Origin of the sequence: Pseudomonas trivialis, assembly GCF_036864995.1 — a bacterium.
GTDB lineage: Bacteria > Pseudomonadota > Gammaproteobacteria > Pseudomonadales > Pseudomonadaceae > Aquipseudomonas > Aquipseudomonas trivialis.
Genome location: NZ_CP142151.1, coordinates 3,036,603 through 3,060,682, shown reverse-complemented (window position 1 = coordinate 3,060,682; position 24,080 = coordinate 3,036,603). Strand labels below are relative to the sequence as shown.

Sequence of the window (24,080 nt, the reverse complement as noted above, 5' to 3'; positions counted from 1 at the left end):
GACCGGATTGCGTCAGCACGTTTTTTCGAGTTTTCAGGAGTTTCCAATGGCGAAGAAACCCAAGGCAGCCACGTTCATCAAGGATCCGCTCTGGTACAAGGACGCGGTGATCTACCAGGTTCACGTCAAATCCTATTTCGACTCCAACAATGACGGGATCGGCGACTTTCCCGGGCTGATCGCCAAACTTGATTACATCGCCGATCTGGGCGTCAACACCATCTGGCTGTTGCCGTTCTACCCCTCGCCACGGCGCGACGATGGTTACGACATTGCCGAGTACCGTGGCGTGCACAGCGACTACGGGACCATGGCCGACGCCCGGCGCTTCATTGCCGAGGCGCACAAGCGTGGGTTGCGGGTCATCACAGAGCTTGTGATCAACCACACCTCCGACCAGCACCCCTGGTTCCAGCGGGCGCGCAAGGCCAAGCCCGGTTCGGCCGCGCGGGATTTCTATGTCTGGTCCGATGACGACCAGAAGTACGACGGCACCCGCATCATTTTCCTCGACACCGAAAAGTCCAACTGGACCTGGGACCCGGTGGCCGGTCAATACTTCTGGCACCGCTTTTATTCGCACCAGCCGGACCTCAATTTCGATAACCCGCAGGTGATGAAGGCCGTCCTGAGCGTGATGCGCTACTGGCTGGACATGGGCATTGACGGCCTGCGCCTGGACGCCATCCCTTATCTGATCGAGCGCGACGGTACCAACAACGAAAACCTGCCTGAGACTCACGACGTGCTCAAGCAGATCCGCGCCGAGATCGACGCACATTACCCCGACCGCATGCTGCTGGCCGAAGCCAACCAATGGCCGGAAGACACGCAACTCTATTTTGGTAACACAAAGAGCGGTGACAAAAAGGGCGACGACGGCGACGAATGCCATATGGCCTTTCACTTCCCGCTGATGCCGCGCATGTACATGGCGCTGGCCCAGGAAGATCGCTTTCCGATCACCGATATTTTGCGCCAGACCCCGGAGATTCCGGCCAATTGCCAATGGGCGATTTTCCTGCGCAACCACGACGAGCTGACCCTGGAAATGGTCACCGACAAGGAACGCGACTACCTGTGGAACTACTACGCCGCCGACCGCCGCGCGCGTATCAACCTGGGCATTCGGCGGCGCCTGGCGCCGTTGATGGAGCGCGACCGCCGCCGTGTCGAGTTGCTCAACAGCCTGCTGCTGTCGATGCCCGGCACGCCGACCCTGTATTACGGCGATGAAATCGGCATGGGTGACAACATCTATCTGGGCGACCGCGACGGCGTGCGTACGCCCATGCAGTGGTCCATCGACCGCAACGGCGGCTTCTCTCGCGCCGACCCGGCGAGTCTGGTGCTGCCGCCGATCATGGACCCGCAATACGGCTACCAGTCGGTCAACGTCGAGACCCAGGCCCAGGACCCGCACTCGCTGCTCAACTGGACGCGGCGCATGCTCGCGGTGCGCAAACAGTCCAAGGCGTTCGGTCGCGGCAGCCTGAAGATGCTCTCGCCGAGCAACCGTCGCATCCTCGCCTATACCCGTGAGTTCACCGGCGAGGATGGGCGCACGGAAATCATATTGTGCGTGGCCAATGTGTCACGCAGCGCCCAGGCGGCGGAGCTGGACCTGTCGGCATTCGCCGGCATGGTCCCGGTGGAGATGCTCGGCGGCAACGCGTTCCCGCCGATTGGCCAGCTCAATTTCCTGCTGACCCTGGCGCCGTACGGCTTTTACTGGTTTGTACTGGCCGCCGAGAATCAGATGCCCAGCTGGCATGTCGAGCCGGCGCAGAGCATTCCCGACTTCACCACTTTGGTACTGAAAAAACGCATGGAAGAATTGCTCGAAGAACCTTGCCGCAACACCCTCGAACACGACTCACTGCCGCTGTGGCTGCCCAAGCGCCGCTGGTTTGCCGGCAAGGACGCGACCATCGACAGCGTGCACATCGCCTACGGCGTGCGGTTTGGCGACCCGGAGCATCCGGTATTGCTCAGCGAAATCGAGGTGAGCAGCGGCGGGCAGGTCAGCCGTTACCAATTGCCGTTTGGTTTTCTGCGCGAAGACCAGTTCACCAGCGCCTTGCCCCAGCAATTGGCCCTGGCCCGCGTGCGGCGCACCCGCGAGGTGGGGTTGGTAACCGATGCTTTCAGCCTCGAGCATTTCATTCGTGCGGTGATCCAGGCCCTGCAGGCAGGCACCGTGCTTGACAGCAGCGACGGTGCCCTGCGCTTTGCAGCAACTCCACACCTGGACGCGTTGCAACTGAGCGATGACGTATCGGTTCGTTACCTCTCTGCCGAGCAATCCAACAGCTCGGTGGTGGTGGGTGAACGCCTGGTGCTCAAGCTGATCCGCAAAGTCAGCGCCGGGGTACACCCCGAGCTTGAAATGAGCGCTTACCTCACCGAGGCCGGCTACCCGAATATCTCGCCGCTGATGGGGTCGATGATTCGGCAGGACGCTGAGGGCGAAGACAACCTGCTGATGATCGCCCAGGGTTACCTGAGCAACCAGGGTGACGCGTGGAGCTGGACCCAGAACAACCTGGAGCGGGCGATCCGCGACGAACTGGCCGAGGCCATGTCCGAGCAGGAGCAGCATTACAACGCCCTGGGCGAACTGGCGGACTTTGCCGGCCTGCTCGGCCAGCGTCTGGGCGAGATGCACGGCGTGCTTGGCGCGACCACTGCCAATAAGGATTTCAAGCCAGAAGCCACTTCGGCCAAAGACACTCAGGCCTGGGCCAAAGACGTGGGCGCGCAGATCGAGCGCGCCCTGCAATTGCTCAAGCTCAATCAACATCAGTTGAACCCCGCCGATCAGACGCTGGTCAGTGAACTACTGGCGCAGAAAAAAGCCATCGGCAGCCAGGTCCAGGCGTTGGCGAAAGCCACCCTGGGCGGGCTGCGCATTCGCGTGCACGGTGACTTGCACCTGGGCCAGGTGCTGGTGGTGAAAGGCGATGCCTACCTGATCGACTTCGAAGGCGAGCCGGCAAGGCCGCTGCATGAGCGACGCGGCAAGCACAGCCCCTACAAGGATGTGAGCGGTGTGTTGCGTTCGTTTGATTACGCGGCCGCCATGGCGCTGAACGTGCAGGGGGTGGATCACTCGCCCGAAGCGGACCTTGCGCGCAAGCGTGTGACCGATCGCTACCTCAAGGAGGCGCGACAGGCATTTATCCAGGCCTATGAGGCCGCTGCGTCTACACTGGCGCATGACTGGCAGGACGCCAAGGGCCAGGACGCCGCACTGACGCTGTTCAGCCTGGAGAAAGCTGCGTACGAAGTGGCTTACGAAGCGGAAAATCGCCCGACCTGGTTGGCGGTGCCATTACAAGGCTTGCACGCATTGTTGAGCGGGCTTGCACCTATATCGAAAACTGCACGCGGTGGGGAGACGTCATGAGTTTTATCAATAAAGAACCGCTGCAGCCCAAGTTGACTGCAATGCCGGCGTCCAGAGACGTTGAAGCGCTGGTGCGCGCCGAGCACCCGGACCCGTTCTCGATTCTGGGCCCACATGATGATGAGCAGGGCGGGCAATTCATCCGCGCGTTCCTGCCCGAAGCCCTGAGTGTGCAGGTATTGACACGCGACGGCGGCGAATCGATCGGCAGCCTGGAGGCGACCCAGGTGCCGGGTCTGTTCATCGGGCACTTTGCCACGCGTCAGGATTACCTGTTGAAGATCCAGTGGGCCGGCGGTGAGCAGATCACCGAAGACCCCTACAGCTTCAGCCAGCTGCTGCTGGGTGAAATGGACCTGTACCTGTTTGCCGAAGGCAATCACCGTGACCTCGGCAGCTGCCTGGGCGCCCAGGTGACCAGCGTCGACGGCGTGCAGGGCGTGCGGTTCGCCGTCTGGGCGCCGAATGCCCGGCGCGTGTCGGTGGTGGGCGACTTCAATATCTGGGACGGCCGCCGCCACCCGATGCGCCTGCGGCATCCGTCGGGCGTGTGGGAAATCTTCATCCCGCGCCTGCAACCGGGGGCGGCCTACAAATACGAGATTCTCGGCGCCCACGGCATCCTGCCGCTCAAGGCCGATCCCATGGCCCTGGCCACTCAGCTGCCGCCCGACACAGCGTCCAAAGTGGCGCCACCGTTGCAGGTGGATTGGCAGGACCATGACTGGATGCAGTCGCGTACGGACAAGCAGAAACCGTCGGCGCCGCTGTCGATCTACGAGCTGCATGTGGGCTCCTGGCAGTGCGAGCTGGATGAGGCGGGCGAGGTGTCGCGCCAGTACGGCTGGCGTGAACTGGCCGAGCGGTTGATTCCTTACGTGCAGGAGTTGGGCTTCACCCATATCGAACTGATGCCAATCATGGAGCACCCGTTTGGCGGTTCGTGGGGCTACCAGGCCTTGTCGCAGTTTGCACCGAGCGCGCGCTTTGGCTCGCCGGAAGACTTTGCGTACTTCGTCAACGCCCTGCATCAGGCCGATATCGGTGTGATTCTCGACTGGGTACCGGCGCATTTCCCAACCGACACCCATGGCCTGGCGCAATTCGACGGCACCGCGCTGTACGAATACGCCAACCCGCTGGAAGGCTTCCATCAGGACTGGGACACGCTGATCTACAACCTGGGCCGCACCGAAGTGCACGGCTTCATGCTGGCCTCGGCGCTGCACTGGCTCAAGCATTTCCACATCGACGGTCTGCGCGTGGATGCGGTGGCGTCGATGCTCTACCGCGACTACTCGCGCAAGGCCGGTGAATGGGTGCCCAACCGCCACGGCGGGCGGGAAAACCTCGAGGCCATCGACTTTTTGCGTCACTTGAACGACGTGGTCGCCCTCGAAGCGCCTGGCGCGCTGGTGATTGCCGAAGAATCCACGGCCTGGCCCGGCGTCAGCCAGCCGACCCAGCAGGGCGGCCTGGGCTTCAATTACAAGTGGAACATGGGCTGGATGCACGATTCGCTGCATTACATCCAGCAGGACCCGGTGTACCGCGCCCATCACCACAATGAGCTGAGTTTCGGCCTGGTGTATGCCTGGTCCGAGCGCTTCATTTTGCCGATTTCTCACGATGAAGTGGTGCATGGCAAGCATTCGCTGATCGACAAGATGCCCGGGGACCGCTGGCAGAAATTCGCCAACCTGCGGGCCTATCTGAGTTTCATGTGGATGCACCCGGGCAAGAAACTGCTGTTCATGGGCTGCGAGTTTGGCCAGTGGCGCGAGTGGAACCACGATCAGCAACTGGACTGGTACCTGCTGCAGTACCCGGAACACCGGGGCGTGCAGAAACTGGTGGGCGACTTGAACCGCCTGTACCGCGAGGAACCAGCGCTGCACGAGCAGGACGATGCGCCGCAGGGCTTCCAGTGGCTGATCGGCGACGACGCCATCAACAGCGTTTTTGCCTGGCTGCGCTGGAGCAAGGACGGCAGGCCGGTGCTGGTGGTGGCCAACTTTACCCCGGTGCCCCGTGAGGGCTACACCGTTGGCGTGCCGTTCGCCGGGCGCTGGAGCGAGGTGATCAACAGCGATGCGGACACCTATGCAGGTTCCAATTTCGGCAACGGCGGTGGCGTGTTCACCCACGATGAGCCACGCCACGGGCAACCGGTGTCGCTGTCCTTGAATCTGCCACCGCTGGGCGTACTGATTTTGCGCCCTGAGTTGAGTTAAAAGGCTCTACCGTGCTGGATTCAGTTGTCCACGCTAGTGGCAGGGTGCCACAATGGCGCCTTTGTCATGGCAGGCGGAGCGGGCAGCTTTCATGAATGGCCTAGGGCGTGGGCAGGACCAGGATGGTTTCATCGAAGAGCAGGTGCGAACCGACCGTTTGCATCAGCTTTTTCGCCAATCCTTTTCCGCGATTTTCGGCAGCTACCTGGCTGCCGTCATGCTCTGCTGGCTGTGCTGGGAGCGTTTTGATCATCGCGTCATGCTCGTATGGCTGGTGGTACTGGCGCTGACGTCGCTGCTGCGGGTCAAGATGTTCACCGACTGGTTCCGTTGCCCCAACAGCGAGCGCACCCCACAGCGCTGGGAGCGCCGTTACTGGATCACCCTCATTTTCTCGGCCGCTGTGTGGGGCGCGGGTGCCTTTGCGCTGATGCCCCCCGACGACCGCCTGTCACAAGTGCTGATCATGCTGTTTACCGTGGGCATGTCGGTGAGCGCAGTGTCCTGTTACTCGGTATACCGCTCCATGACGCTGGTTTCCATGGGCCTGGTGTTGCTGCCTTGCACACTGTGGCTGCTGCTGCAGCCATCGCCCATGCAAGTGGGTGTGGGCGTCGCCGTACTGGTGTTTTCCTCCTTTGTGGTAAGCGCCACGCGCAAGTTGTCCGACGCTCTGGAAAAAGCCTTCCGCCTGACCCGCCAGATGGAGCGGGCGCACAGTATCTCCACGCGAGCTGCACAGACCGACGAACTCACCGGCCTGATGAATCGCCGCGCGTTTTTTGAACATGCCCATGTGCTGTACGCGCAATGCCGTCATCAGCAGCAGCCGTTGTGTGCGCTGATGATGGACATGGACCACTTCAAGGCGATCAACGACACCTACGGCCACCAGGCCGGCGATCAGGTGTTGCGCCAGATCGGCGGGGTGATCAGCACCTCGTTTCGCCAGGCCGATGTGTACGGGCGCCTGGGCGGCGAGGAATTTGCGGTGCTGTTGCCCAACACGTCACTGGAAACCGCTCGGGCTATCGCCGAACAACTGGTAAAGGCGGTTGCGGGGCTGGCGTCCGAGCCGGTGCATGGCCTTACCGCCAGCCTGGGCCTGGCCTCGACCCAGGCCCAGGACCTCGACCTGCACGGTTTGATGAATACCGCCGACAAGGCGCTGTACCGCGCCAAGGCCATGGGTCGCAATCAGGTGGCTGTGGCGGAATAGCTCATTCCTGGGCCATGACCTTGGCCAATATCCGCGCGACCTGGTCGGCGGAGTAGGGCTTGGGCAGGAATTCGAAGCCTTCGTAGCCGCTGTCCGCCAGTTCGTCGCTGTAACCCGAGGTGAGTATCACCGGCAACTCCGGTCGCTGCTGGCGCAGCACCTTCGCCATGGCCACGCCGGTGATGCCCGGCATCACCACATCCGAGAAGATCGCGTCGAACACCATGGCGTCCGCGTCTACCAGCGCCAGCGCCTGTTCAGCGTCGGTGGCCCAGGTGGTCTGGTAGCCCAGGTCCTGGAGGATCTGGTTGGCGAAGCGGCCCACCTCCAGGTTGTCTTCCACGATCAGCACATGGCGCAGGGCGTTGTTCTGAATCAGTGTGAGCGGCTCTTCTTCGTCAGGCGGCTGCGCTGGCGCTTCGCCTTCCACCTGCGGCAGGTACAGGGTAAACACCGTGCCTTGACCCGGCGTGCTGGCCACATCGATATTGCCGCCCGACTGCTTGGCAAAGCCGAACACCTGCGACAGCCCCAGGCCAGTGCCTTTGCCCACCGCCTTGGTGGTGAAGAAGGGCTCGAAGATGCGCTCGCAGTTATCGCCGGCAATACCCGCGCCGGTGTCGACCAGGGACAGGCTGACGTGCGGCTGACCCGATGAGGCCTCCCCGCGGATGCGCGGCAGAGGCTGATCGCAGGCGACCTTGAGGCTCAGCGTGCCCTGGCCGTCCATGGCATCGCGGGCGTTGAGGGCGATGTTGATCAGCGCCGTTTCGAACTGGCTGGGGTCGATGCGCGCGTAGCAGGGCTGGTCAGGCAGCTCGACATGCACATGAATGCGTGCGCCGGTGACGCTTTCGAGCATCTCGCCGATGCTGCGCACCCGCTGGCTCACGTCGAAGACTTCCGGGTTGAGCGGTTGGCGCCGGGCAAAGGCGAGTAACTGGCTGGTCAGCTTGCTGGCGCGTTCCACGGTGTCGGATACCGCACCCATGTAGCGCTGGCGACGCTCTTGCGACAGGCCGGGCTGGCGCAGAAAATCCACCGATGAGCGGATGATTGTCAGCAGGTTGTTGAAGTCGTGGGCCACGCCGCCGGTCAACTGGCCGATGGCCTCCAGCTTTTGCGATTGGCGCAGCGCGGCTTCGGCCTGGGCCAGCGCCAGGGTGCGTTCTTCCACGCGCTGCTCCAGCGTCGCGTTCAGTTCGGTGTAGGCAGCCAGGCCTTCACGCACGGCGACGTCGGCGCGCACGCGCTCGATATGGGCCCATGAGCGTTCGGTGACTTCGCCCAACAGGGCCAGGTCATAGGTCGACCAGAAGCGCGCCTGCCTGTCGTGTACGGCCATCAGCGCAGTGAGTCGGCCATCCTTGATCAGCGGCATGCAGATGGTGGCGGTCACGCCCAAGGCCTGGAAGTTGACGGACTCGTGGGGCGGCAGTTCTTCCAGGTTGTTGCGGATCACCAGCGGCTGGCCGGCGCGCAGGCAGCTAACGGCCCGTTCACCGAAGTCGGCCAGGCGGTAGCGGCCGAGGATACTTGGCGTGCCCTGCGCCGACCATTCGCCGCGGATGGTGAAGCCGTCTTCGTCGGCATCCATGTCGGCATAGGCGCAGATGGACACCTGCAGGTGTTCGGCCAGCAGCTGCGTAGTGGCCGTCATGATCGTCTGGGCATCGGTTGCGCCGGTGACGCTGCGGCCGATGACATCCAGCACCGCCAGGCGGCGGGCGAGGAATACCGTGGGGGTGGTTTCGGTCACGGTGTCGAGCATGCCGACCACGCGGCCCTGGGGGTCGCGGATCGGGCTGTAGCAGAACGTGAAGTACGCTTGCTCCGGCACGGCTTCACGTTCAATCACCAGGGGGAAGTTTTCGATATAGGTGGCATGCCCCTCGAACGCGTCGGCCGCGATGGGGCTGATATCGTCCCAGACTTCATGCCAGATCTCGTTGAACGGCCGGCCCAGGGCCTCGGGCTTTTTGCCGAGGATAGGCGCAAACGCATCGTTGTAGAGCGTGATCAGCCGGGGGCCCCAGATAATCGCCTGGGGGAAGCTGGAGGCAAAGCACAGCGCGACGGTGGTCTTGAGCACGTCCGGCCATTGATCAAGCGGCCCCAACGGCGTACTGGCCCAATCATGCTGGCGTACCCGCTCAGCCATGCCGCTGCTGCCTTGCAGCCAATTCATCATCGGGTCAACACCTTATCTGCCACGGTTCGAGTATTGCCTGAAATGTCAGGTCGCCAATTACAGACCTGAACGATCGTCGCCAGTTCAGCGCAATTGTCTACTAGATGGCACTTTGATGCTCTATCCAATCGGATAGAGAAACATCAGGTTTTTTGGGCCGCCGCCCAAGGGTCACTGGGCGGCAAATACGGCGGTCCAGTAAATGCCCGCATCGCTCTTCGGGTCCATCGCGTAGGCGGCGCCCAGTTCACGAAACTGCGGGTTCATCAGGTTGGCGCAATGGCCGGGGCTGGCGAGCCAGCCGTCGACCACCTTGCGCGGCGTATCCAGGCCGGCGGCGATGTTTTCGCCGATGTTTTTTGCGATATACCCGGCCAGCTCGGCGCGGTCGCCAGGCGTGCGCCCGTCGTGGTCCAGGTGGTCGAAGAAGTTGCCGTTGGCCATGTTGCGTGTATGGCTGTTGGCGGCGCTGGCCAGGGTGTCGTTCCACGACAGGGGCGTGGTGGCAGCGAATGCCTGGGTGCCGCACTGGCGCGGCTGTTCGCGGGCGGTGTTGATCAGGTTGAGCACTTGCCGGCCTTCGGTCTGCCAGTCGCCCAGGCCGCTGGTGAGCAGCGGACGGGCGAGCACGATGCGCCAGTCCTGGCCACTGTTGCTCACGCCGATATCGACAAATTGCGGGTCCAGCACCACCCGGCAGAAACTCTCACGCACCGCCTTCATCGCCGCCTGGGCATCCCTGGGCCCGGACAGGCTGATGGCCTGCACATTCACCATCGGGTAGGCCGCGCGGGCCAGGGCCTGCTGCAGATCGCCGACATTGTTGGCCGGCAGCACCAGCCGCGTATCGCTGGCCAGCGGCGGCAGTTCCTGGGAACCCTGGTCGCCGCAGCGCTGCACCTGGCTGCGGTACTCGTTGATCTGTTGCACCAGCTGGCTTTCTTCATTTGCCATCGCGCTGGCGCAGAACACCGTACTGGCGGCCAGCGTCGTGAGACCCATCATCAATGACAGAACGCGCATGGACGTTACCCTTGAACTTGAAAGTGCCCATGATGCGCGATGTAACCCGGTCTGGTGCAACGCCTTTTTTGTTTTTTTGCGTCAGCGGTTGTTTGCGCACGGCGTGCGGGCACTGACCGGGCGGCTACGGGTACAATCGCGCCAGTCTTGAAGTCAAGCCCCAGGAATGTGCATGTTCAGCCTTACCCGCTACACCACGCCGTGCCCCGAGCCGGTCAACAGCCAGATTCTGCAGATGGTGGTGGACAACCTCACCGATATCAGCAGCGTTGCGCTGCCGCCGAGCAATCTGCTCTACAACCTCTATCAGTACGCCATCGGTTTTGAGGTGCATCTGTACCTGGAGGCCTTGTCGGGTGAGAAGGGCATTGCGGTCGAGTTGATCGTGGCCACCGACGATAGCGAGCCGGAAAAGGTCATCGGCTTTCTGCTGTACCTGCCGGTGAAGAATGACCCCGAGGCCTGCGGCGTGGCCTTTATGGCGGTGCAGGCCGGCTGGCGGCGCCAGGGCGTGGGGCGCGCGATGATGGGTGAGGTGCTGGCGCGTTATCCCCACGCGGAGCTTGGATGTGCGGTTGAGAAGGTTGCGGTGTTTGAGGCCATGGGGTTTCAGGTGCTGGGCGGGCGCGGAACGCAGGTGGTGATGAATACCCGCGATTACGGCACGGATGGGTTGATGGGGGTGCTGGATGTGGCGTCCATCTATGGCTCGCTGGAGGTGCGGCAGATTCATGCGTATCTGCTTCAGAAGCATGGCAAGCGGGCGATGGTGGATGCGGAGAAGCAGCGGGACCGGCATTTGGATCAGCTGGAGCGCAAGGTTCGGTTGTTTTTGGGGTGATGGGATTGGATCAATTGTTGGAGCGGGCTTGCCCGCGAAGGCGATTTTTCGGTGTACGTATCCGTTTCTGCAGTAACCGCAGGCTTCGGAGCGTGGGCCGCCGCGATGGGCCATCCCTGGCCCAGCGCGGCTAACCCGGCGTCCTGCCGGGTTAGCCGCGCTCCAAAGTCTGCGTTCGGCCAGCGTGTTTAACGGTGCGCTTCCAGATCAAGATCAAGAGCGCGGCGGCCTTAGAGCCGACCGAAATGGTTTGCCGAGCGCTGTAAAAAATGTAGGCGCGGGCTTAACTGACAGGCATTAAGGCAAGCCAGCTTCCACAAAGAACGAGTCAGATTGATTGGATTGTCGTTCTACCAGCCTCGCAGGCGGGGCCAGTCCTGGAGTTGGCCGTTTTCCAGCAGTGCGCTGTAGCTGCCGAACTGGGCGCCTGTCGCGCAGGCGTGGTTGGGCAGGATGCGCAGGCGTGTGCCGAGTGGAAAGCGGGTGACCACGTCGAGGTCGTTGTGCGCGAACTGCGCTACGCCATGTTCCTGGTTGGCGCTGCCCAGCAGTAAGCCGGTGATGGGCTCGCCGTGCTCATCACATACCTGGCCATAGCCGAAATCGTGCTGTTGGGATTGAGTGCCACGGTCGCGGCTCATGGCCATCCAGCCGCCATCGGTGATGATCCAGCCCTTTTCCGGCTGATGGCCGATGACCGTGGTGAGCACGCTCAAGGCCAGCTCGTCGAGGCGGCACACGCCGATGTTGTGCATTACCAGGTCGAAAAACGCGTAAACGCCGGCGCGCAGTTCGGTGACGCCGTCCAGGTGCGCCGCCGACAGCGCAGTGGGCGTGGAGCCGACGCTGACCTGGGGGCAGGGCTGGCCGCTGGCGCGAATGCGCTCGGCGGCCTCAACGCAGCGCGCGCGCTCCTGTTCGGCGATGGCCTGCAAGGCGTCGGGCGTGTCCAGGCCGTAGCTTTCCCCGGCATGGGTGATGACCCCGGCGAGCCTGTCGCCGAGCACGGCGGCAATGTCCAGCAAGAGCGGGGCCTGCGGCTTGACCCCGGAGCGGTGGCCGTCGCAGTCGATCTCGATCATTACCGCGAAGGTCGCGCCGTGTTCCTTGCCGAAATCGACGATGGCGCTGGCGCCGGCAAGGCTGTCGGTGATCAGCGTCAGCGCGCAACCACGGCGCCACAATGCCAGCGCCTGGGGCAGTTTGTGCGGGGCAATGCACACGGCGTACAGAATGTCCTCGATACCCAGTTCGAAAAAGTACTCGGCTTCCTTGAGCGTCGACACGGTGATACCGCGAGCGCCGGCGGCAAGCTGCGCGGCCACGACTTGCGCGCATTTATGGGTTTTCACATGGGGGCGCAGGTGCACGCCCAGGCTGTCGGCGCGCTGCTGCATGCGCTGGATATTGCGTTGCAGTTTGACCGTATCGAGCAGCGCGGCAGGGGTGTCCATGGTTGCAGCTCCACAAAGGGGGACGGCGGCCAAATTGACGGCCTGTCCAGGACTGGATATGTTGTCTTGCATGAAAAACCTCTCTATCGAACACACTCACCTGATCAGCCAGCTCGAACAGATTGCCGACGGCTTGAGCAAGACCTTCAGCCCCTTCTGTGAAGTGGTGCTGCACGACTTGCGCGACCCACAGCACGCGATCCTGGCCATCCATAACAACCTCTCCGGGCGCCAGCCCGATGACCCGGCCACCGAGCTTGGGCTGGCGCGGATTGCAGACCCCGAGTACCCGCAAGTCATCGCCAACTACCAGAACCAGTTTCGCGACGGGCGCCAGGTCAAAAGCACCTCGATCGGCATCAAGGACACCAGCGGCCAGTACGTCGCCGCCTTGTGCATGAATGTCGACCTGTCGCTGTTCCGCGGCTTGCAGGGCATGCTCGAACAGTTCAGCAGCGTCGGCGATGACAAACCGGGCGAATCCCTCGACCCCTCCGGCGCAGATGTCATCCGTGCGCGCATCGATCAATTCGCCGCCCGCCTGGCCACCACCCCCCGCGCCCTCAAGGCCGCTGATCGCCGCGTGCTGATGCAGGAGCTCAAGGACTCGGGCTGCATGGACGTTCGCCGGGCCATGGAGACGGTAGCGTCGCACCTGGGCGTGTCGCGCGCGGCGGTCTACACCTACGCCAAGTAGCGCGCCACCGCTTCGATCTCGATCAGATAACCATGATGCAACTCCGGCACCGGCACCACCGCGCGGGCAGGGCGATGCTCGCCCAGCGCGGCAGCATAGAGGCGATCGAACTCCGGCCAGTGCGCGATGCTGGTGACATACACCGTGACCTTGAGCAAATCCGCCGGGGTGCCGCCGCTGGCGTGCAAGATGGCCAGCAGATTGCCCAGCGCAATCTGCGCCTGGTCGGCAAATGACGCCGAGAAGTTATGGCCGCCGTCCGGGCTGACCGGCAATTGGCCGGAGATATACAGCGTGCCGTTGTGGCTCACCGCCTGAGCATAATGACCTGCAGGCGCAGCGGCGTCACGGGTGTGGACAGTCTTCATGGGGCCTCGCCGATCAAGGTGGTTATCCAGCTTTTGGATAAAATATCCACAACAAGACAAATAGTAAAGACAACTTTTCCAGGCCGATTTCTAAACAGCCTGTTTAAAAGATCGTGGTATGCCAGCACGATATTAAATAGAATGAATCTCATTTGAGACTCAATCGCGCCGTGCAGGTGGTTTGCCATGAATGATGCCGTTGTCCCCACGCACGCCCCCGAACCCACCTTGTCGAGCCTGTATCGCGATCATCGCAGTTGGCTGGAAGGCTGGCTGCGGCGGCGCCTGGGCAATGCCTGGGATGCTGCGGACCTGAGCCAGGATACGTTCCTGCGGGTATTGGCCAGCGCGCAGCCGATTGCGCAGATGCAGGAGCCGCGCGCGTACCTGGTGACGGTCGGCAAGCGGCTGCTGGTCAACTTTCATCAGCGGCGCAGCCTCGAACAGGCGTATCTGAATGCCCTGGCCAGTTTGCCGCCAGCCTGCGTGCCGTCGCCCGAACAGCGCTGGCTGCTGCTGGAAACGCTACAGGCCCTGGACGAGTTGCTCGACGGGCTGCCTGCGCTGGCGCGTCGCGCCTTCCTGTGGAGCCAGCTCGAGGGCCTGGGCTATCGTGAGATCGCCGAGCGGCTGCAGGTGTCCGAGCGCACGGTGAAGCGCTACATGGCCCAGGCCTATGAGCATTGCCTGCTGGTGGACGTGTGAGTCGCGAGGTCGCGCGGGCGGCGGCGCACTGGTTGGCGCTGGTGGAGTCGGGCGCGGCCACCGAGGGCGATCATGCCGCGTTGCAGCAATGGCGTGACAGCCATCCGCAACACGAACAGACCTGGCAGAAAGCGCAGTCTCTGCGTCAGCGTTTCAGCGAGTTGCCCCAGGCGCTGGCGCTGGCCAGCCTCGACCGTGCGCAGCCAGGTCGGCGCGCCGTGCTCAAGCGCGCCCTGGGGGTAGCGGTGCTGGTGCCGACCGCCTGGCTGATCAGCCGGCAGCTGCCCATCGAGGTCTGGCGCGCCGACCTGCATACCGCCACCGGCGAACGCAGGCGCCTGCCCCTGGCCGAGGGCGCCAGCCTGCAACTCAATACCGCCACGGCGGTGGATGTGGACCTGGCGCGGCGGCATCTCACCCTTGTCGAGGGCGAGCTGGCGTTGAAGGTGCCGGGGCCGTCAGCCTTGCAGGTGCAGACGCGCTACGGGCAGTTGAGGGTCAGCCAGGCCGAGGTGTGTGTGCGGCAACTGGCGAGTGGTTGCCGGGTGTCGGTGCTGCAGGGCGCGGTGCAGGTGCGTGACCTGAAGGGGCAGATGACGACGTTGCACAAGGGTGAGCAGGCCCCGTTGAGCGCGGTTGGCCTGGGGCGCACGGCCCCGTTCGATGTGACGCAGCCGGACTGGCGCGACGGTGTGCTGACCGCGCAGAACCAGCCCTTGGGCGACTTCCTGCGTGAGCTTGAGCGTTACCGCCCAGGCGTGCTGCGCTGGGACCCGCGCCTGGAAGCCTTGCGGGTCACCGGCAGTTTCCGCCTGGAAGACACCGACCGCATTCTCAATCTGCTGGCGCAAACCCTGGGGTTCGAGGTGCAGGCGCGCACGCGGTTCTGGGTGACATTGACCGCCGTCTAGATCACATGGGCCTGCTGCAACTCGGTCAGGGCCTGCGCCTTGAGCCTGGCCAGCAGCGGGTCACGGCGGTCCCTGGGGTGTGGCAACTGCACCGCCAGTTCCTGGCGAATGCTGCTCGGTCGGTTATCCATTACCAGCACCCGGTCACTCAGGTACAGCGCCTCGTCCACATCGTGGGTCACCAGCAGCAGGGCGATGGCATGGTGCGCCGCCAGTTGCAGTAACAGGTCCTGCAACTTCATGCGGGTGAAAGCATCCACCGCGCTGAAGGGTTCGTCGAGCAACAGCACCTGCGGGCGCGAGTACAGCCCGCGGGCAATCGCCACGCGCTGCGCCATGCCTCCCGACAATGCTTTGGGCAGTGCGTGGGCAAAGCCCGTGAGGCCGACTTCCTCGATCAATTGCGCGACCCAGGCGCGGTCGTAGCCGTTGTCATCACTGAACCCGATGTTCTGCTCCACCGTCAGCCAGGGCATCAGCCGAGGCTCCTGGAACACAAACGCCACTTCACCCTCGGGGCTGTGCAGCGTGCCGTGGAAGTCCTGTTCGAGGCCGGCGACGATGCGCAGCAAGGTGCTTTTGCCGCAACCGCTGGGGCCCAGCAGGCTCACCGCTTCGCGCGGTTGCAGGCTCAGGCGCACATCGTGCAGCACGGTGACGTCGGCAAAGCTTTTGCGCACCACCTGAATATCCAATAGCGTCTGCATGATTACTGCTCCTGGCCGGTGAAGGTATCGCGCCAGGTCAGGCAGCGTTTTTCCAGGGCGGCGAGCAGGCCGTCGCTGAGCTTGCCCAGCAGCGCCAGCACGATGATTGCCGCCAGTACGATATCGGGTCGCGAGGTCTCGCGGCCGTCGCTGAGCAGGTAGCCGAGACCCTTGGTCGCGGCAATCAGTTCGGCCGCCACCAGAAACATCCACGCCAGGCTCAAGCCGCTGCGCAACCCGGTGAACAGGCCGGGCAGGGCGGCGGGCAGCAACACCCGCCGCACCAGGCGCCATCGGCTGAAGCCGTACATGTGCGCCACCTCCACCAGCTTGCGGTCGATGTCGCGGATCGCGGCGACGCCGTTGAGGTACACCGGAAAAAACGCGCCAATCGCGATCAGCACGATTTTCGAGGTTTCATCGATGCCCAGCCACAGCAGCAACAAGGGCACCCAGGCCAGGCTCGGGATCGAACGCAGCCCGGCAAACGTCGGCTCCAGGTAAGCCTCGGCCTCGCGACTCAGGCCTACCCACGCTGCAAACAGCAGCGCCAGGCTTGCCCCAATGGCAAAGCCCAGCAACACGCGCAGCAGGCTGGCGCTGATGTGTTTCCACAGCGCGCCTTCGGCCAGTTCGGTCAGGGTGAGGGCGATCTCACTGGGCGCCGGCATCTGGTAGGACGGCAGCCAACCCACCCGCACAACCGCTTCGAGAAGCAACAGGATCAGCACCGGCAGCGCCAGTCCCTTGAGTCGCCGTGGCCAGGCCCTGCGCGCCACGGCGGCGGGCTTGGGCAGGCGCAACGTTCGAGTTTCGCTGGTCATCGCAACCCCTCAAGGCTTGGGCAGAGTTTGGCCGAATGAGGTGTCAATCAACTGATCGATCACCTGGTCCACGTTCACGCCACGACGCACCAGTTCCTCGGACACCAGAATGGGCGCCGCCGCCTTGGACGATTGCACATCCTTGCTGCTTAGCTGCGGTGTGCCGAGGTCGGTGCGCGACAGTTGCAGCCTGGCCACTTCCAGCGGGAGGCCGGATTCATCGGCGAGCAGTCTGGCGAACTCATCCGGGTGTTTCACCGCCCAGTCGCGGGCTTTTTCGTAAGCGCCGAGCACCTTGGTGATGGTCTGCGGATGTTCCTTGGCAAATGTCTCGGTGACGCTCACCACACCAAAGCTGTTGAAGTCCTTGTTACGGTACAACAGGCGCGAGCCGGCCTGGAGTTCGCTGGCGGCCATGTGCGGGTCGAGCCCGGCCCAGGCGTCCACGTCACCTTTCTCCAGCGCGGTGCGGCCGTCCGGGTGTTGCAGGTGCACGAGCTCCACGTCGTCCTTTTTCAGCCCGGCCAGTTGCAGGCTGCGCAGGGTGAACAGGTAAGGGTCGGTGCCTTTGGTGGCGGCGATTTTCTTGCCCTTGAGGTCCGCGACGCGGGTTAACGGTGAGTCCTTGCGCACCACCAGTGCCGTCCATTGCGCACGGCTATAGACGTAAACCGATTTGATCGGGCTGCCATTGGCCCGGCTCAGCACCGCTGACAGGCTGGCCGACGAAGCAAAGTCCACGCCGCCGCTATTGAGGTATTCCAGTGAGCGGTTGCTGCCCTGGCTGAGTACCCAGCCGACTTTGCTGTGGGGCAGGGCCTCTTCCAACCAGCCGAAATGCTTGAGCACCAGGCTCACCGGTGAGTAATAGGCGTAATCCAGATTGACCTGGGCAGGGTCGGCGTTGGCGGCATGGGCTGGCGTTTGCAGGCATAGGGCGAGGGCGCAGGCGACCAATAGTCGGTGGGTGAGGGGTTTCATCGAGCAGCTCCGGACAAGACGTTTAGAGAAGGCTTTTCTTATATTCAGAAAGTAGAAATCGTATGTTCTGTCATGCTTTATCGGAATATGCAGTCTCTGTGCCAAGCGCTTGGTCGGCGGTTCTCGGGAGCTCGGAGCAGCCATTGGCAGGCGAAAACATGGCAGTTTGTTGATCTGGTGTTGGCAGACAAACAGTCTTAATATGTCTATATGGAATAAATAAATAGATATATATTCCTTTTGATTTGTTGGCCGGTAGCGCATTTTGAAGGCCTGCGCATTCGTGCGGATTGACCCAACAGCCAACAGGAAAGCCGACATGACCATTAAAGCGATCAACGTGCGCAACCAGTTCAAGGGCGTTATCAAAGAGATTCTGCTGGGGGAAGTGGTGTCTGAAATCGACGTGCAGACCGCGTCCGGCATCGTCACGTCAGTGATCACCACCCGTTCGGTGCGCGACCTGGAATTGAAGGTGGGCAGCGAAGTGATTGCATTCGTGAAATCGACGGAAGTGTCCATCGCCAAATTGTGAGGGCCTGCACCCATTGATGCAGGCGCTCACCACAACCGGAGGTCACGGAGGTCCACGGGTTTTAGCGCAAGGCACGTTCCATGCGCTGCAGGCCTTCTTCGAGCATTGACCGTGGGCAGCCGAAGTTCAGACGCACGAACTGCTGGCTGTCATCGCCGAACTCAATGCCGGCGCTCAAGCCTACCCTGGCCTGTTCCAGGAAGAACCGCTGCGGGTCTTCAAGGCCAAGGGCGCTGCAATCCAGCCAGGCCAGGTAAGTACCCTGTGGTGCGTGCATCTTGACGCCGGGCAAGCGCGTGTTCACCGCGTCCAGCAGGTAGTCGCGGTTGGCTTGCAGGTATTGCTTGAGCGCGTCCAGCCACTCGCCGCATTGGCTGTAGGCGGCGCGGGTGGCTTCCAGGCCCAGGGGGCTGACGCTGTCGACCATGCCGCAACGAGAATTGTTGAAGTGTTCACGTACCTGGGCGTTCTGCACCACGGCGAAACAGGTCTTCAGACCGGCCACGTTGTAGGCCTTGCTGGCCGACATCAGGGTAATGGTGCGCTGGGCAATCTCGGGGCTGAGGCTGGCGGTAGGAATGTGGCGGCGGCCGTCAAAGCATAGCTCGGCGTGGATTTCATCGGAGATGATCAGCGCGCCGTTTTCCAGGCAGGCATTAGACAGTGCCAGCAGTTCTTCGCGGGGGAACACCTTGCCGATCGGGTTGTGCGGGTTGCTCAGCAGCAAGGCGCCGGCTCCCTTCAGCGCCTCGCACATGGCACGCATGGGCGTGACGTATTCGCCGTCGACCAGCACGAACGGCACTTCGATGCGCGGCAGGTTCCAATGGCCGGGCGCCAGTCGGATCGGCCGATAATTGGGGGTTTGCAGCACCACAGGCTGGCCCGGTTGCACAAAGCCGTGCAGCGCCATATTGAAACCGGGTTCGACGCCGGGCAAAAACAGCAGCTCTTCGGGCTGGACGCGCCAGGCATACTTGGCCCACAGGTCGGCGATGATCGCCTCGCGCACGTCCGGGCCGGCCACGCTGTAACCGAGCACCTGCTGGTCGAGCCTTGCGTGCAGGGCCTGCAGCACGGCCGGTGGTGCGGCGATGTCCATGTCGGCGATCCACATCGGTAAAACGTCGTGCGGGTAGCGGTTCCACTTGGTGCTGCCGGTGCCAAGGCGGGAATGGATCGTATCGAAATCAAAGCTCATGGGCGGGCTCGTATCAGGGGGCGGACAAACAATGGCGGCGATTCTAGCGCAGGCGCGAGCACGCAGGTTCTATCCCCGACAGGTTCTGTACTAAAAACGCCACCGCGCTGGGGATCGGCGTCGGGAAGGGCTAATTTGGTGCATCTCAATCAGCCGAGTATCCATGGATGAACTACCAACCCTTCAGCCGCACCTTGATCGCTGCCGCCCTCGTCTTCACCGTCAGCGCGGTGCAGGCCGCGTCCCAGGCCCCGGTCGGCGGTGAAAACGGCATGGTGGTCACGGCCCAGCATCTGGCCACACACGTGGGCGTGGATGTACTCAAGGCCGGCGGCAACGCGGTGGACGCGGCCGTGGCGGTCGGCTATGCGCTGGCGGTGGTTTACCCGGCCGCAGGCAACCTCGGCGGCGGCGGCTTCATGACCGTGCAACTGGCCGACGGGCGCAGGACCTTCCTCGATTTTCGTGAAAAAGCGCCTCTGGCGGCCACCGCCGATATGTACCTGGACAAGGACGGCAACGTCATTGACGGCCTCAGTGCCAAGGGCCATCTGGCTGTGGGCGTGCCCGGCACCGTGTCCGGCATGGAACTGGCGTTGAGCAAGTACGGCACCCTCAAGCGCGCCCAGGTGCTTGCCCCGGCGATAAAACTGGCGGAAAACGGTTTTGCCCTGGAACAGGGTGATATCGACCTGCTGCACACCGCCACCGGCGAGTTCGAAAAGGACAAGGACCTGCGCGGCATCTTCCTGCACAACGGTCAACCCCTGCAGGTTGGGCAGAAGCTGGTACAGAAGGACCTGGCCAGAACCCTCAAGGAGATTTCCGCCAAGGGCAACGACGGTTTCTACAAGGGCTGGGTGGCCAAGGCTCTGGTGGACTCCAGCCAGGCCGGCAAGGGCATCATCACCCAGGCCGATCTGGACAATTACAAAACTCGCGAACTGGCGCCCATCGAGTGCGATTACCGCGGCTACCATGTGGTCTCGGCGCCGCCGCCAAGCTCGGGTGGTGTGGTGATCTGCCAGATCATGAACATCCTCGAAGGCTACCCGATGGCCGAGCTGGGCTATCACTCGGCCCAGGGCCTGCACTACCAGATCGAAGCGATGCGCCACGCCTACGTGGACCGCAACAGCTACCTGGGCGATCCGGATTTCGTCAAAAACCCCATCGCCCACCTGCTGGACAAGGACTACGCCGCCAAGCTGCGCGCCGCCATCGAGCCGCAAAAGGCCGGAGACTCCCAGGCGATCAAGCCCGGCGTGTCGCCCCACGAAGGCAATAACACCACCCACTATTCCATCGTTGATCAGTGGGGCAATGCGGTGTCCGTTACCTACACCCTCAACGACTGGTTCGGGGCCGGCGTGATGGCCAGCACTACCGGGGTGATTCTCAACGATGAAATGGACGACTTCACCGTCAAGGTGGGCGTGCCGAACATGTACGGCCTGGTGCAGGGCGAAGCGAATGCCATTGCACCCGGCAAGGCGCCGCTGTCGTCGATGAGCCCGACCATCGTGACCAGGGACGGCAAGGCTGTGATGGTGGTGGGTACGCCGGGTGGCAGCCGCATTATCACGGCAACCTTGCTGACGATCCTGAATGTGATCGACTACAGGATGAACATCCAGGAAGCCGTGGACGCGCCGCGTTTCCACCAGCAGTGGATGCCGCCGGCCACCAACCTTGAGACTTTCGCGGTCAGCCCGGACACGCGCAAAATCCTTGAAAGCTGGGGTCATACGTTTGCCGGCCCGCAGGACGCCAACCACCTCGCCGCGATCCTGGTGGGCGCGCCGTCACTGGACGGCAAGCCGGTGGGGAAAAACCGCTTCTATGGCGCCAATGACCCGCGCCGCAATACCGGGCTGTCGCTGGGTTACTGACGGGAGCCCTTTGGCAAGCGTGTTTGACGGGGCGCCCCCAATCAAAGAAAACGCGGTGTGCCTGACACTACGCAGAACATGGTTTTGGGGCTGCTGCGCAGCCCGACGCGGGGCAAGCCCGCTCCCACAGGTCAGTGCTGGGTCTGACGGATCAGTTCAAGCGCTTCGGCCTTGCCCAGCGGTTGCCGCATGCGCCGGGAGAGGCGCGCCATGGCCTGCTGGTATTCGCAGGCGATCACCGCCTCGACCTGATCGTCGCAGCAGAGCAGGGCGATGAAAGTGTGGCGTTGCAGGTCGCCTTCCAGGTGCAGCCGGTTCCAGTGCTGTGCATGCCCGAGCACCTCGAAGGTCTTGCCGAAGTGGTAGGTCCAGAAGAACGGCACGTCACTGAACGCCTGCGTATCGCCGAGCATGTTGCGTGCCGCCAGTTCGCCCAACTGCTGGGCCAGGCGCCAGTGCTCGATGCGCACCGGCTGCTGTTGCCAGGCGAAGGTGACATTGTCGCCGGCGGCCCACAAACCCGGTGCCAGTTGCAGGTGAGCGTCGGCGCTCAGTGAATCGTCATCCGCATAGCTGACGCCGTGAACGAAGGCGGTGGCAGGCTTGACGCCGACGCCCATCAGCACCAGGTCGGCGGCCAGTCGCTTGCCGTTTTTGAGCAGCACGGTGCTGACGGCACCATGGCCGTCTAAGCGCTCGGGCTCGGTATTGCTGTGGAAGATTACGCCGTTGTCTTCGTGCAGTTGGCGCAGGGCTGCGCCGATACGCCGGCCCAACTGCGCCGCCAGCGGTATCTCGTGACGACTCACGACTTGCACCACCAGCCCGCGCTGGCGCAGCGCCGAGGCCGCTTCGAGACCGATGAAACTGTCGCCGATAATCACTGCGCAGGCGGCTGACTGCGCGGCGTCGGCGATTCGCGCAGCGTCATCGCGGCTGCGCAGCACGAACACGTTACTCAGCACCGCGCCAGGGATGTCCAGCGGTTGCGCTTCGCCGCCACTGGCGACCAGCGCGGCGTCGTAGTCGAAGCGACGCCCGTCCACCAGTTCGATGCATTTGGCGGCGGCGTCCAGGCGTTTGACCTCGCCGTGAATGCCATGGTCGGCGAAGCTGTTTTCCTCCAGCAGCGACGGTGTGTCTTCAACGGGCATCTCCCCGGCGATGACGAATTTGCTCAAGGCGGTGCGGTCGTAGGCGGGATTCGCTTCGCGGTCGATCCACAGCAGGCGTCCGGCGAACCCTTCGCGTCTAAGAGTGGCCACGGCCGCCGTGCCCGCAGCGCCCGCGCCAATCACTGCGAAGCAGCGCGCGTCGAGGCGTGGAGCCGGCGGTTCAGGTGCGATGGGCTGGTCGCCGACGCTGACCACGCCGGCATTCACCTGCACCGGGTATTGCCTGAGTCCGACCAATGCCGGCGGTTCCATGACGGCGCCGCTGTCCACGGCAAAGGCGGCTTTGTGCCAGGGGCAGATCAGGTGCCCGTTGCAGATCACGCCGTCTTCCAATGGCGCGCCGGCGTGGGGGCAATCGGCCTGGAAGGCGCGTACCTGGTCGCCAATACGCAGCAGCAACAGCGGGTGAGCCGCCGTTTGCACACGCACGGCTCGGTTCTCGGGCAAATTGATCAGGCGGGCAACGATGCGCAGGTTCATGGGCCAGTCTCCTTTAGAAGGTTGACTGGCGATGTGGCAGGCGGACTGCGTCGGCCCGATGGTCGGTAGGCGAAGCAACGAGCGCCTAGTGGCGAGGTGGCTGATCCACCAATTGATGGACGGCGGCAAACGCCTCGGCTCGGCGTGCTGCCCATTGGCCGCGAATTACCAGGGCGGGCTGCCGGTGCCGTTCGATCCAGTCCAGGCTGCTCTGGAAAAACGCGCGACGGTCCGCCAGAGCCGGCTGGCAGCGCTGGCCGTCGGCAGTCCAGTCGACGTCTTCGGGGGACAGCAGCAGGTGCAGGTCGTAGTGACGGGCCAGCAGTTCTTCGTCCAGCCAGGCGGGGCAGTCGCCGAACAGGGTCAGGCTCCACAGCCGGTTGGTCAGCAGATTGGTGTCGAGGATCAGCAGATGCGGCTGCTGGGCGCGAGCGGCGTCTTCCCTGGCCAGTTGACCACGGGCGATGGTCGGTATGTCCGCGAAGGTGGTGTCGCGCTGGTGGTGGTCGATGAAATGGCGCACGTATTCACCTACCATCAGCCCGCCAAAATGCCGATGCAACTCCTTGGCCAGCCAGCTTTTTCCGCTGGACTCAGGGCCCGCCAACACTACCACCTTCATGGGCGTAACGCCGGGTCGGCCCGCCATTCACGCCAGCCTTGCACGGCGATCACGGTGAACAGCGCGTAGAGCGCGGCCGTGAGGTAGAGCCCTTTATAGAGAAACAGCCCGACGAAGATCACATCCACCGCTATCCACAGCGGCCAGCATTGCACGCGTTTCTGCGCCATCCACATCTGCGCCACCAGGCTGAAACCGGTGAGGGCGGCATCCAGCCACGGCTGCGCGGCGTCGGTCCAGTGGGCCATGGCGGCGCCGAGCAGCAGGCTGCCAAGTGCGCCAACCGCGAGGCTGACCAGGATCGCCGGGGCCTTGAGACTGGTCACCTGACGGCCCTGCCTGACTTCGCCGGCGCGGGTCCATTGCCACCAGCCATACACTTGCAGTGCGGCGTAGACCACTTGCAGCAGCATGTCGGAATAGAGTTTCACGTCGTAGAACACCCAGGTATAGAGCAGCACCATCACCAGGCCGATGGGCCAGCACCAGGGGTTCTGCTTGACCGTCAGCCAGACAGCAATCACCCCCAGGGCGGCGGCGAACAATTCAAGCCCGGACATGGCGGTACCTTGGGAGCGTGGAAGAGGGCGGTGATTGTACCCAGAGGTCAC

At 63.2% G+C, this 24,080-nt stretch carries 20 protein-coding genes; 9 read left to right on the top strand and 11 right to left on the bottom strand.

The genetic code is table 11. The features are described 5' to 3' along the window. Positions 1-46 precede the first annotated feature (46 nt). From treS to VRB54_RS13100, 3 genes are read left to right on the top strand one after another with little or no spacing between them, the layout of a single operon-like run. Positions 47-3,409, top strand: coding sequence for a maltose alpha-D-glucosyltransferase (gene treS / locus VRB54_RS13110; RefSeq protein ID WP_338477539.1), 3,363 nt, complete (start codon positions 47-49; stop codon positions 3,407-3,409). Then, the gene (glgB, locus tag VRB54_RS13105; protein ID WP_338477538.1) at positions 3,406-5,643 is read left to right on the top strand and encodes a 1,4-alpha-glucan branching protein GlgB; all 2,238 of its coding nucleotides are present in this window, start codon (positions 3,406-3,408) and stop codon (positions 5,641-5,643) included. The genes treS and glgB overlap by 4 nt, the downstream gene beginning before the upstream one ends. Before the next feature lie 52 nt (positions 5,644-5,695). Next, positions 5,696-6,862 (top strand): diguanylate cyclase, encoded by a 1,167-nt coding sequence (locus VRB54_RS13100; protein WP_338477537.1) that lies wholly within the window; start codon positions 5,696-5,698, stop codon positions 6,860-6,862. A 1-nt stretch (position 6,863) separates the two neighbouring features. Here VRB54_RS13100 and VRB54_RS13095 read toward each other — a convergent pair whose 3' ends face one another. Both VRB54_RS13095 and VRB54_RS13090 read right to left on the bottom strand, forming a co-directional pair. After that, positions 6,864-9,053: an ATP-binding protein gene (locus VRB54_RS13095; RefSeq protein ID WP_338477536.1), complete on the bottom strand. Its 2,190-nt coding sequence runs from the start codon at positions 9,051-9,053 to the stop codon at positions 6,864-6,866. A 171-nt stretch (positions 9,054-9,224) separates the two neighbouring features. Further along, entirely contained in the window at positions 9,225-10,076 is an 852-nt protein-coding gene (locus tag VRB54_RS13090) for a CAP domain-containing protein (RefSeq protein ID WP_338477535.1), read from the bottom strand. Positions 10,077-10,248: 172 nt separating this feature from the next. Here VRB54_RS13090 and VRB54_RS13085 point away from each other — a divergent pair, with 172 nt between their 5' ends. Then, positions 10,249-10,917 (top strand): GNAT family N-acetyltransferase, encoded by a 669-nt coding sequence (locus VRB54_RS13085; RefSeq protein ID WP_338477533.1) that lies wholly within the window; start codon positions 10,249-10,251, stop codon positions 10,915-10,917. 350 nt (positions 10,918-11,267) lie between these two features. Here the strand turns inward: VRB54_RS13085 and VRB54_RS13080 are convergent, their stop codons facing one another. After that, positions 11,268-12,371 (bottom strand): DSD1 family PLP-dependent enzyme, encoded by a 1,104-nt coding sequence (locus VRB54_RS13080; RefSeq protein WP_338477532.1) that lies wholly within the window; start codon positions 12,369-12,371, stop codon positions 11,268-11,270. A gap of 70 nt (positions 12,372-12,441) precedes the next feature. Between VRB54_RS13080 and VRB54_RS13075 the strand changes: the two genes are divergently transcribed. Further along, positions 12,442-13,068: a helix-turn-helix transcriptional regulator gene (locus VRB54_RS13075; protein WP_338477531.1), complete on the top strand. Its 627-nt coding sequence runs from the start codon at positions 12,442-12,444 to the stop codon at positions 13,066-13,068. Here VRB54_RS13075 and VRB54_RS13070 read toward each other — a convergent pair. After that, the gene (locus VRB54_RS13070) at positions 13,056-13,436 is read right to left on the bottom strand and encodes a RidA family protein (protein ID WP_338477530.1); all 381 of its coding nucleotides are present in this window, start codon (positions 13,434-13,436) and stop codon (positions 13,056-13,058) included. The two genes, VRB54_RS13075 and VRB54_RS13070, sit on opposite strands and share 13 nt — an antisense overlap. 186 nt (positions 13,437-13,622) lie before the next feature. Between VRB54_RS13070 and VRB54_RS13065 the strand changes: the two genes are divergently transcribed. Together VRB54_RS13065 and VRB54_RS13060 are read left to right on the top strand one after the other, a co-directional pair. After that, a complete protein-coding gene (locus tag VRB54_RS13065; protein WP_338477529.1) occupies positions 13,623-14,141 on the top strand; it encodes a sigma-70 family RNA polymerase sigma factor in 519 nt (172 codons plus the stop codon). Beyond that, positions 14,138-15,052 (top strand): FecR domain-containing protein, encoded by a 915-nt coding sequence (locus tag VRB54_RS13060; protein ID WP_338477528.1) that lies wholly within the window; start codon positions 14,138-14,140, stop codon positions 15,050-15,052. The genes VRB54_RS13065 and VRB54_RS13060 overlap by 4 nt, the downstream gene beginning before the upstream one ends. Here the strand turns inward: VRB54_RS13060 and VRB54_RS13055 are convergent. Genes VRB54_RS13055 through VRB54_RS13045 form a run of 3 tightly spaced genes read right to left on the bottom strand, consistent with a single transcriptional unit; the run spans position 15,049 to position 17,564 of the window. Next, complete coding sequence (locus VRB54_RS13055) at positions 15,049-15,762, bottom strand: ABC transporter ATP-binding protein (protein ID WP_338481103.1); 714 nt, start codon at positions 15,760-15,762, stop codon at positions 15,049-15,051. The genes VRB54_RS13060 and VRB54_RS13055 overlap by 4 nt on opposite strands. Next, complete coding sequence (locus VRB54_RS13050; protein ID WP_338477527.1) at positions 15,762-16,583, bottom strand: ABC transporter permease; 822 nt, start codon at positions 16,581-16,583, stop codon at positions 15,762-15,764. The genes VRB54_RS13055 and VRB54_RS13050 overlap by 1 nt, the downstream gene beginning before the upstream one ends. 9 nt (positions 16,584-16,592) lie before the next feature. Beyond that, positions 16,593-17,564, bottom strand: coding sequence for an aliphatic sulfonate ABC transporter substrate-binding protein (locus VRB54_RS13045; RefSeq protein WP_338477526.1), 972 nt, complete (start codon positions 17,562-17,564; stop codon positions 16,593-16,595). Between the two features lie 319 nt (positions 17,565-17,883). On the opposite strand from VRB54_RS13045, the gene VRB54_RS13040 reads away from it, so the two are divergent. Further along, entirely contained in the window at positions 17,884-18,099 is a 216-nt protein-coding gene (locus tag VRB54_RS13040) for a TOBE domain-containing protein (protein WP_003173733.1), read from the top strand. 61 nt (positions 18,100-18,160) lie between these two features. Here VRB54_RS13040 and VRB54_RS13035 read toward each other — a convergent pair whose 3' ends face one another. Then, the gene (locus tag VRB54_RS13035; protein ID WP_338477525.1) at positions 18,161-19,300 is read right to left on the bottom strand and encodes a MalY/PatB family protein; all 1,140 of its coding nucleotides are present in this window, start codon (positions 19,298-19,300) and stop codon (positions 18,161-18,163) included. A gap of 167 nt (positions 19,301-19,467) precedes the next feature. On the opposite strand from VRB54_RS13035, the gene ggt reads away from it, so the two are divergent. Beyond that, a complete protein-coding gene (gene ggt / locus VRB54_RS13030) occupies positions 19,468-21,192 on the top strand; it encodes a gamma-glutamyltransferase (protein WP_338477524.1) in 1,725 nt (574 codons plus the stop codon). Between the two features lie 131 nt (positions 21,193-21,323). Here ggt and VRB54_RS13025 read toward each other — a convergent pair whose 3' ends face one another. The 3 genes from VRB54_RS13025 to pnuC form a co-directional block, all read right to left on the bottom strand. Continuing rightward, the gene (locus tag VRB54_RS13025; protein WP_338477523.1) at positions 21,324-22,847 is read right to left on the bottom strand and encodes an FAD-dependent oxidoreductase; all 1,524 of its coding nucleotides are present in this window, start codon (positions 22,845-22,847) and stop codon (positions 21,324-21,326) included. Positions 22,848-22,932: 85 nt separating this feature from the next. Further along, complete coding sequence (locus VRB54_RS13020) at positions 22,933-23,469, bottom strand: AAA family ATPase (protein WP_338477522.1); 537 nt, start codon at positions 23,467-23,469, stop codon at positions 22,933-22,935. Then, positions 23,466-24,029: a nicotinamide riboside transporter PnuC gene (pnuC, locus tag VRB54_RS13015; protein ID WP_209982497.1), complete on the bottom strand. Its 564-nt coding sequence runs from the start codon at positions 24,027-24,029 to the stop codon at positions 23,466-23,468. Before pnuC ends, VRB54_RS13020 begins: the two co-directional genes overlap by 4 nt. Positions 24,030-24,080: the final 51 nt, after the last annotated feature.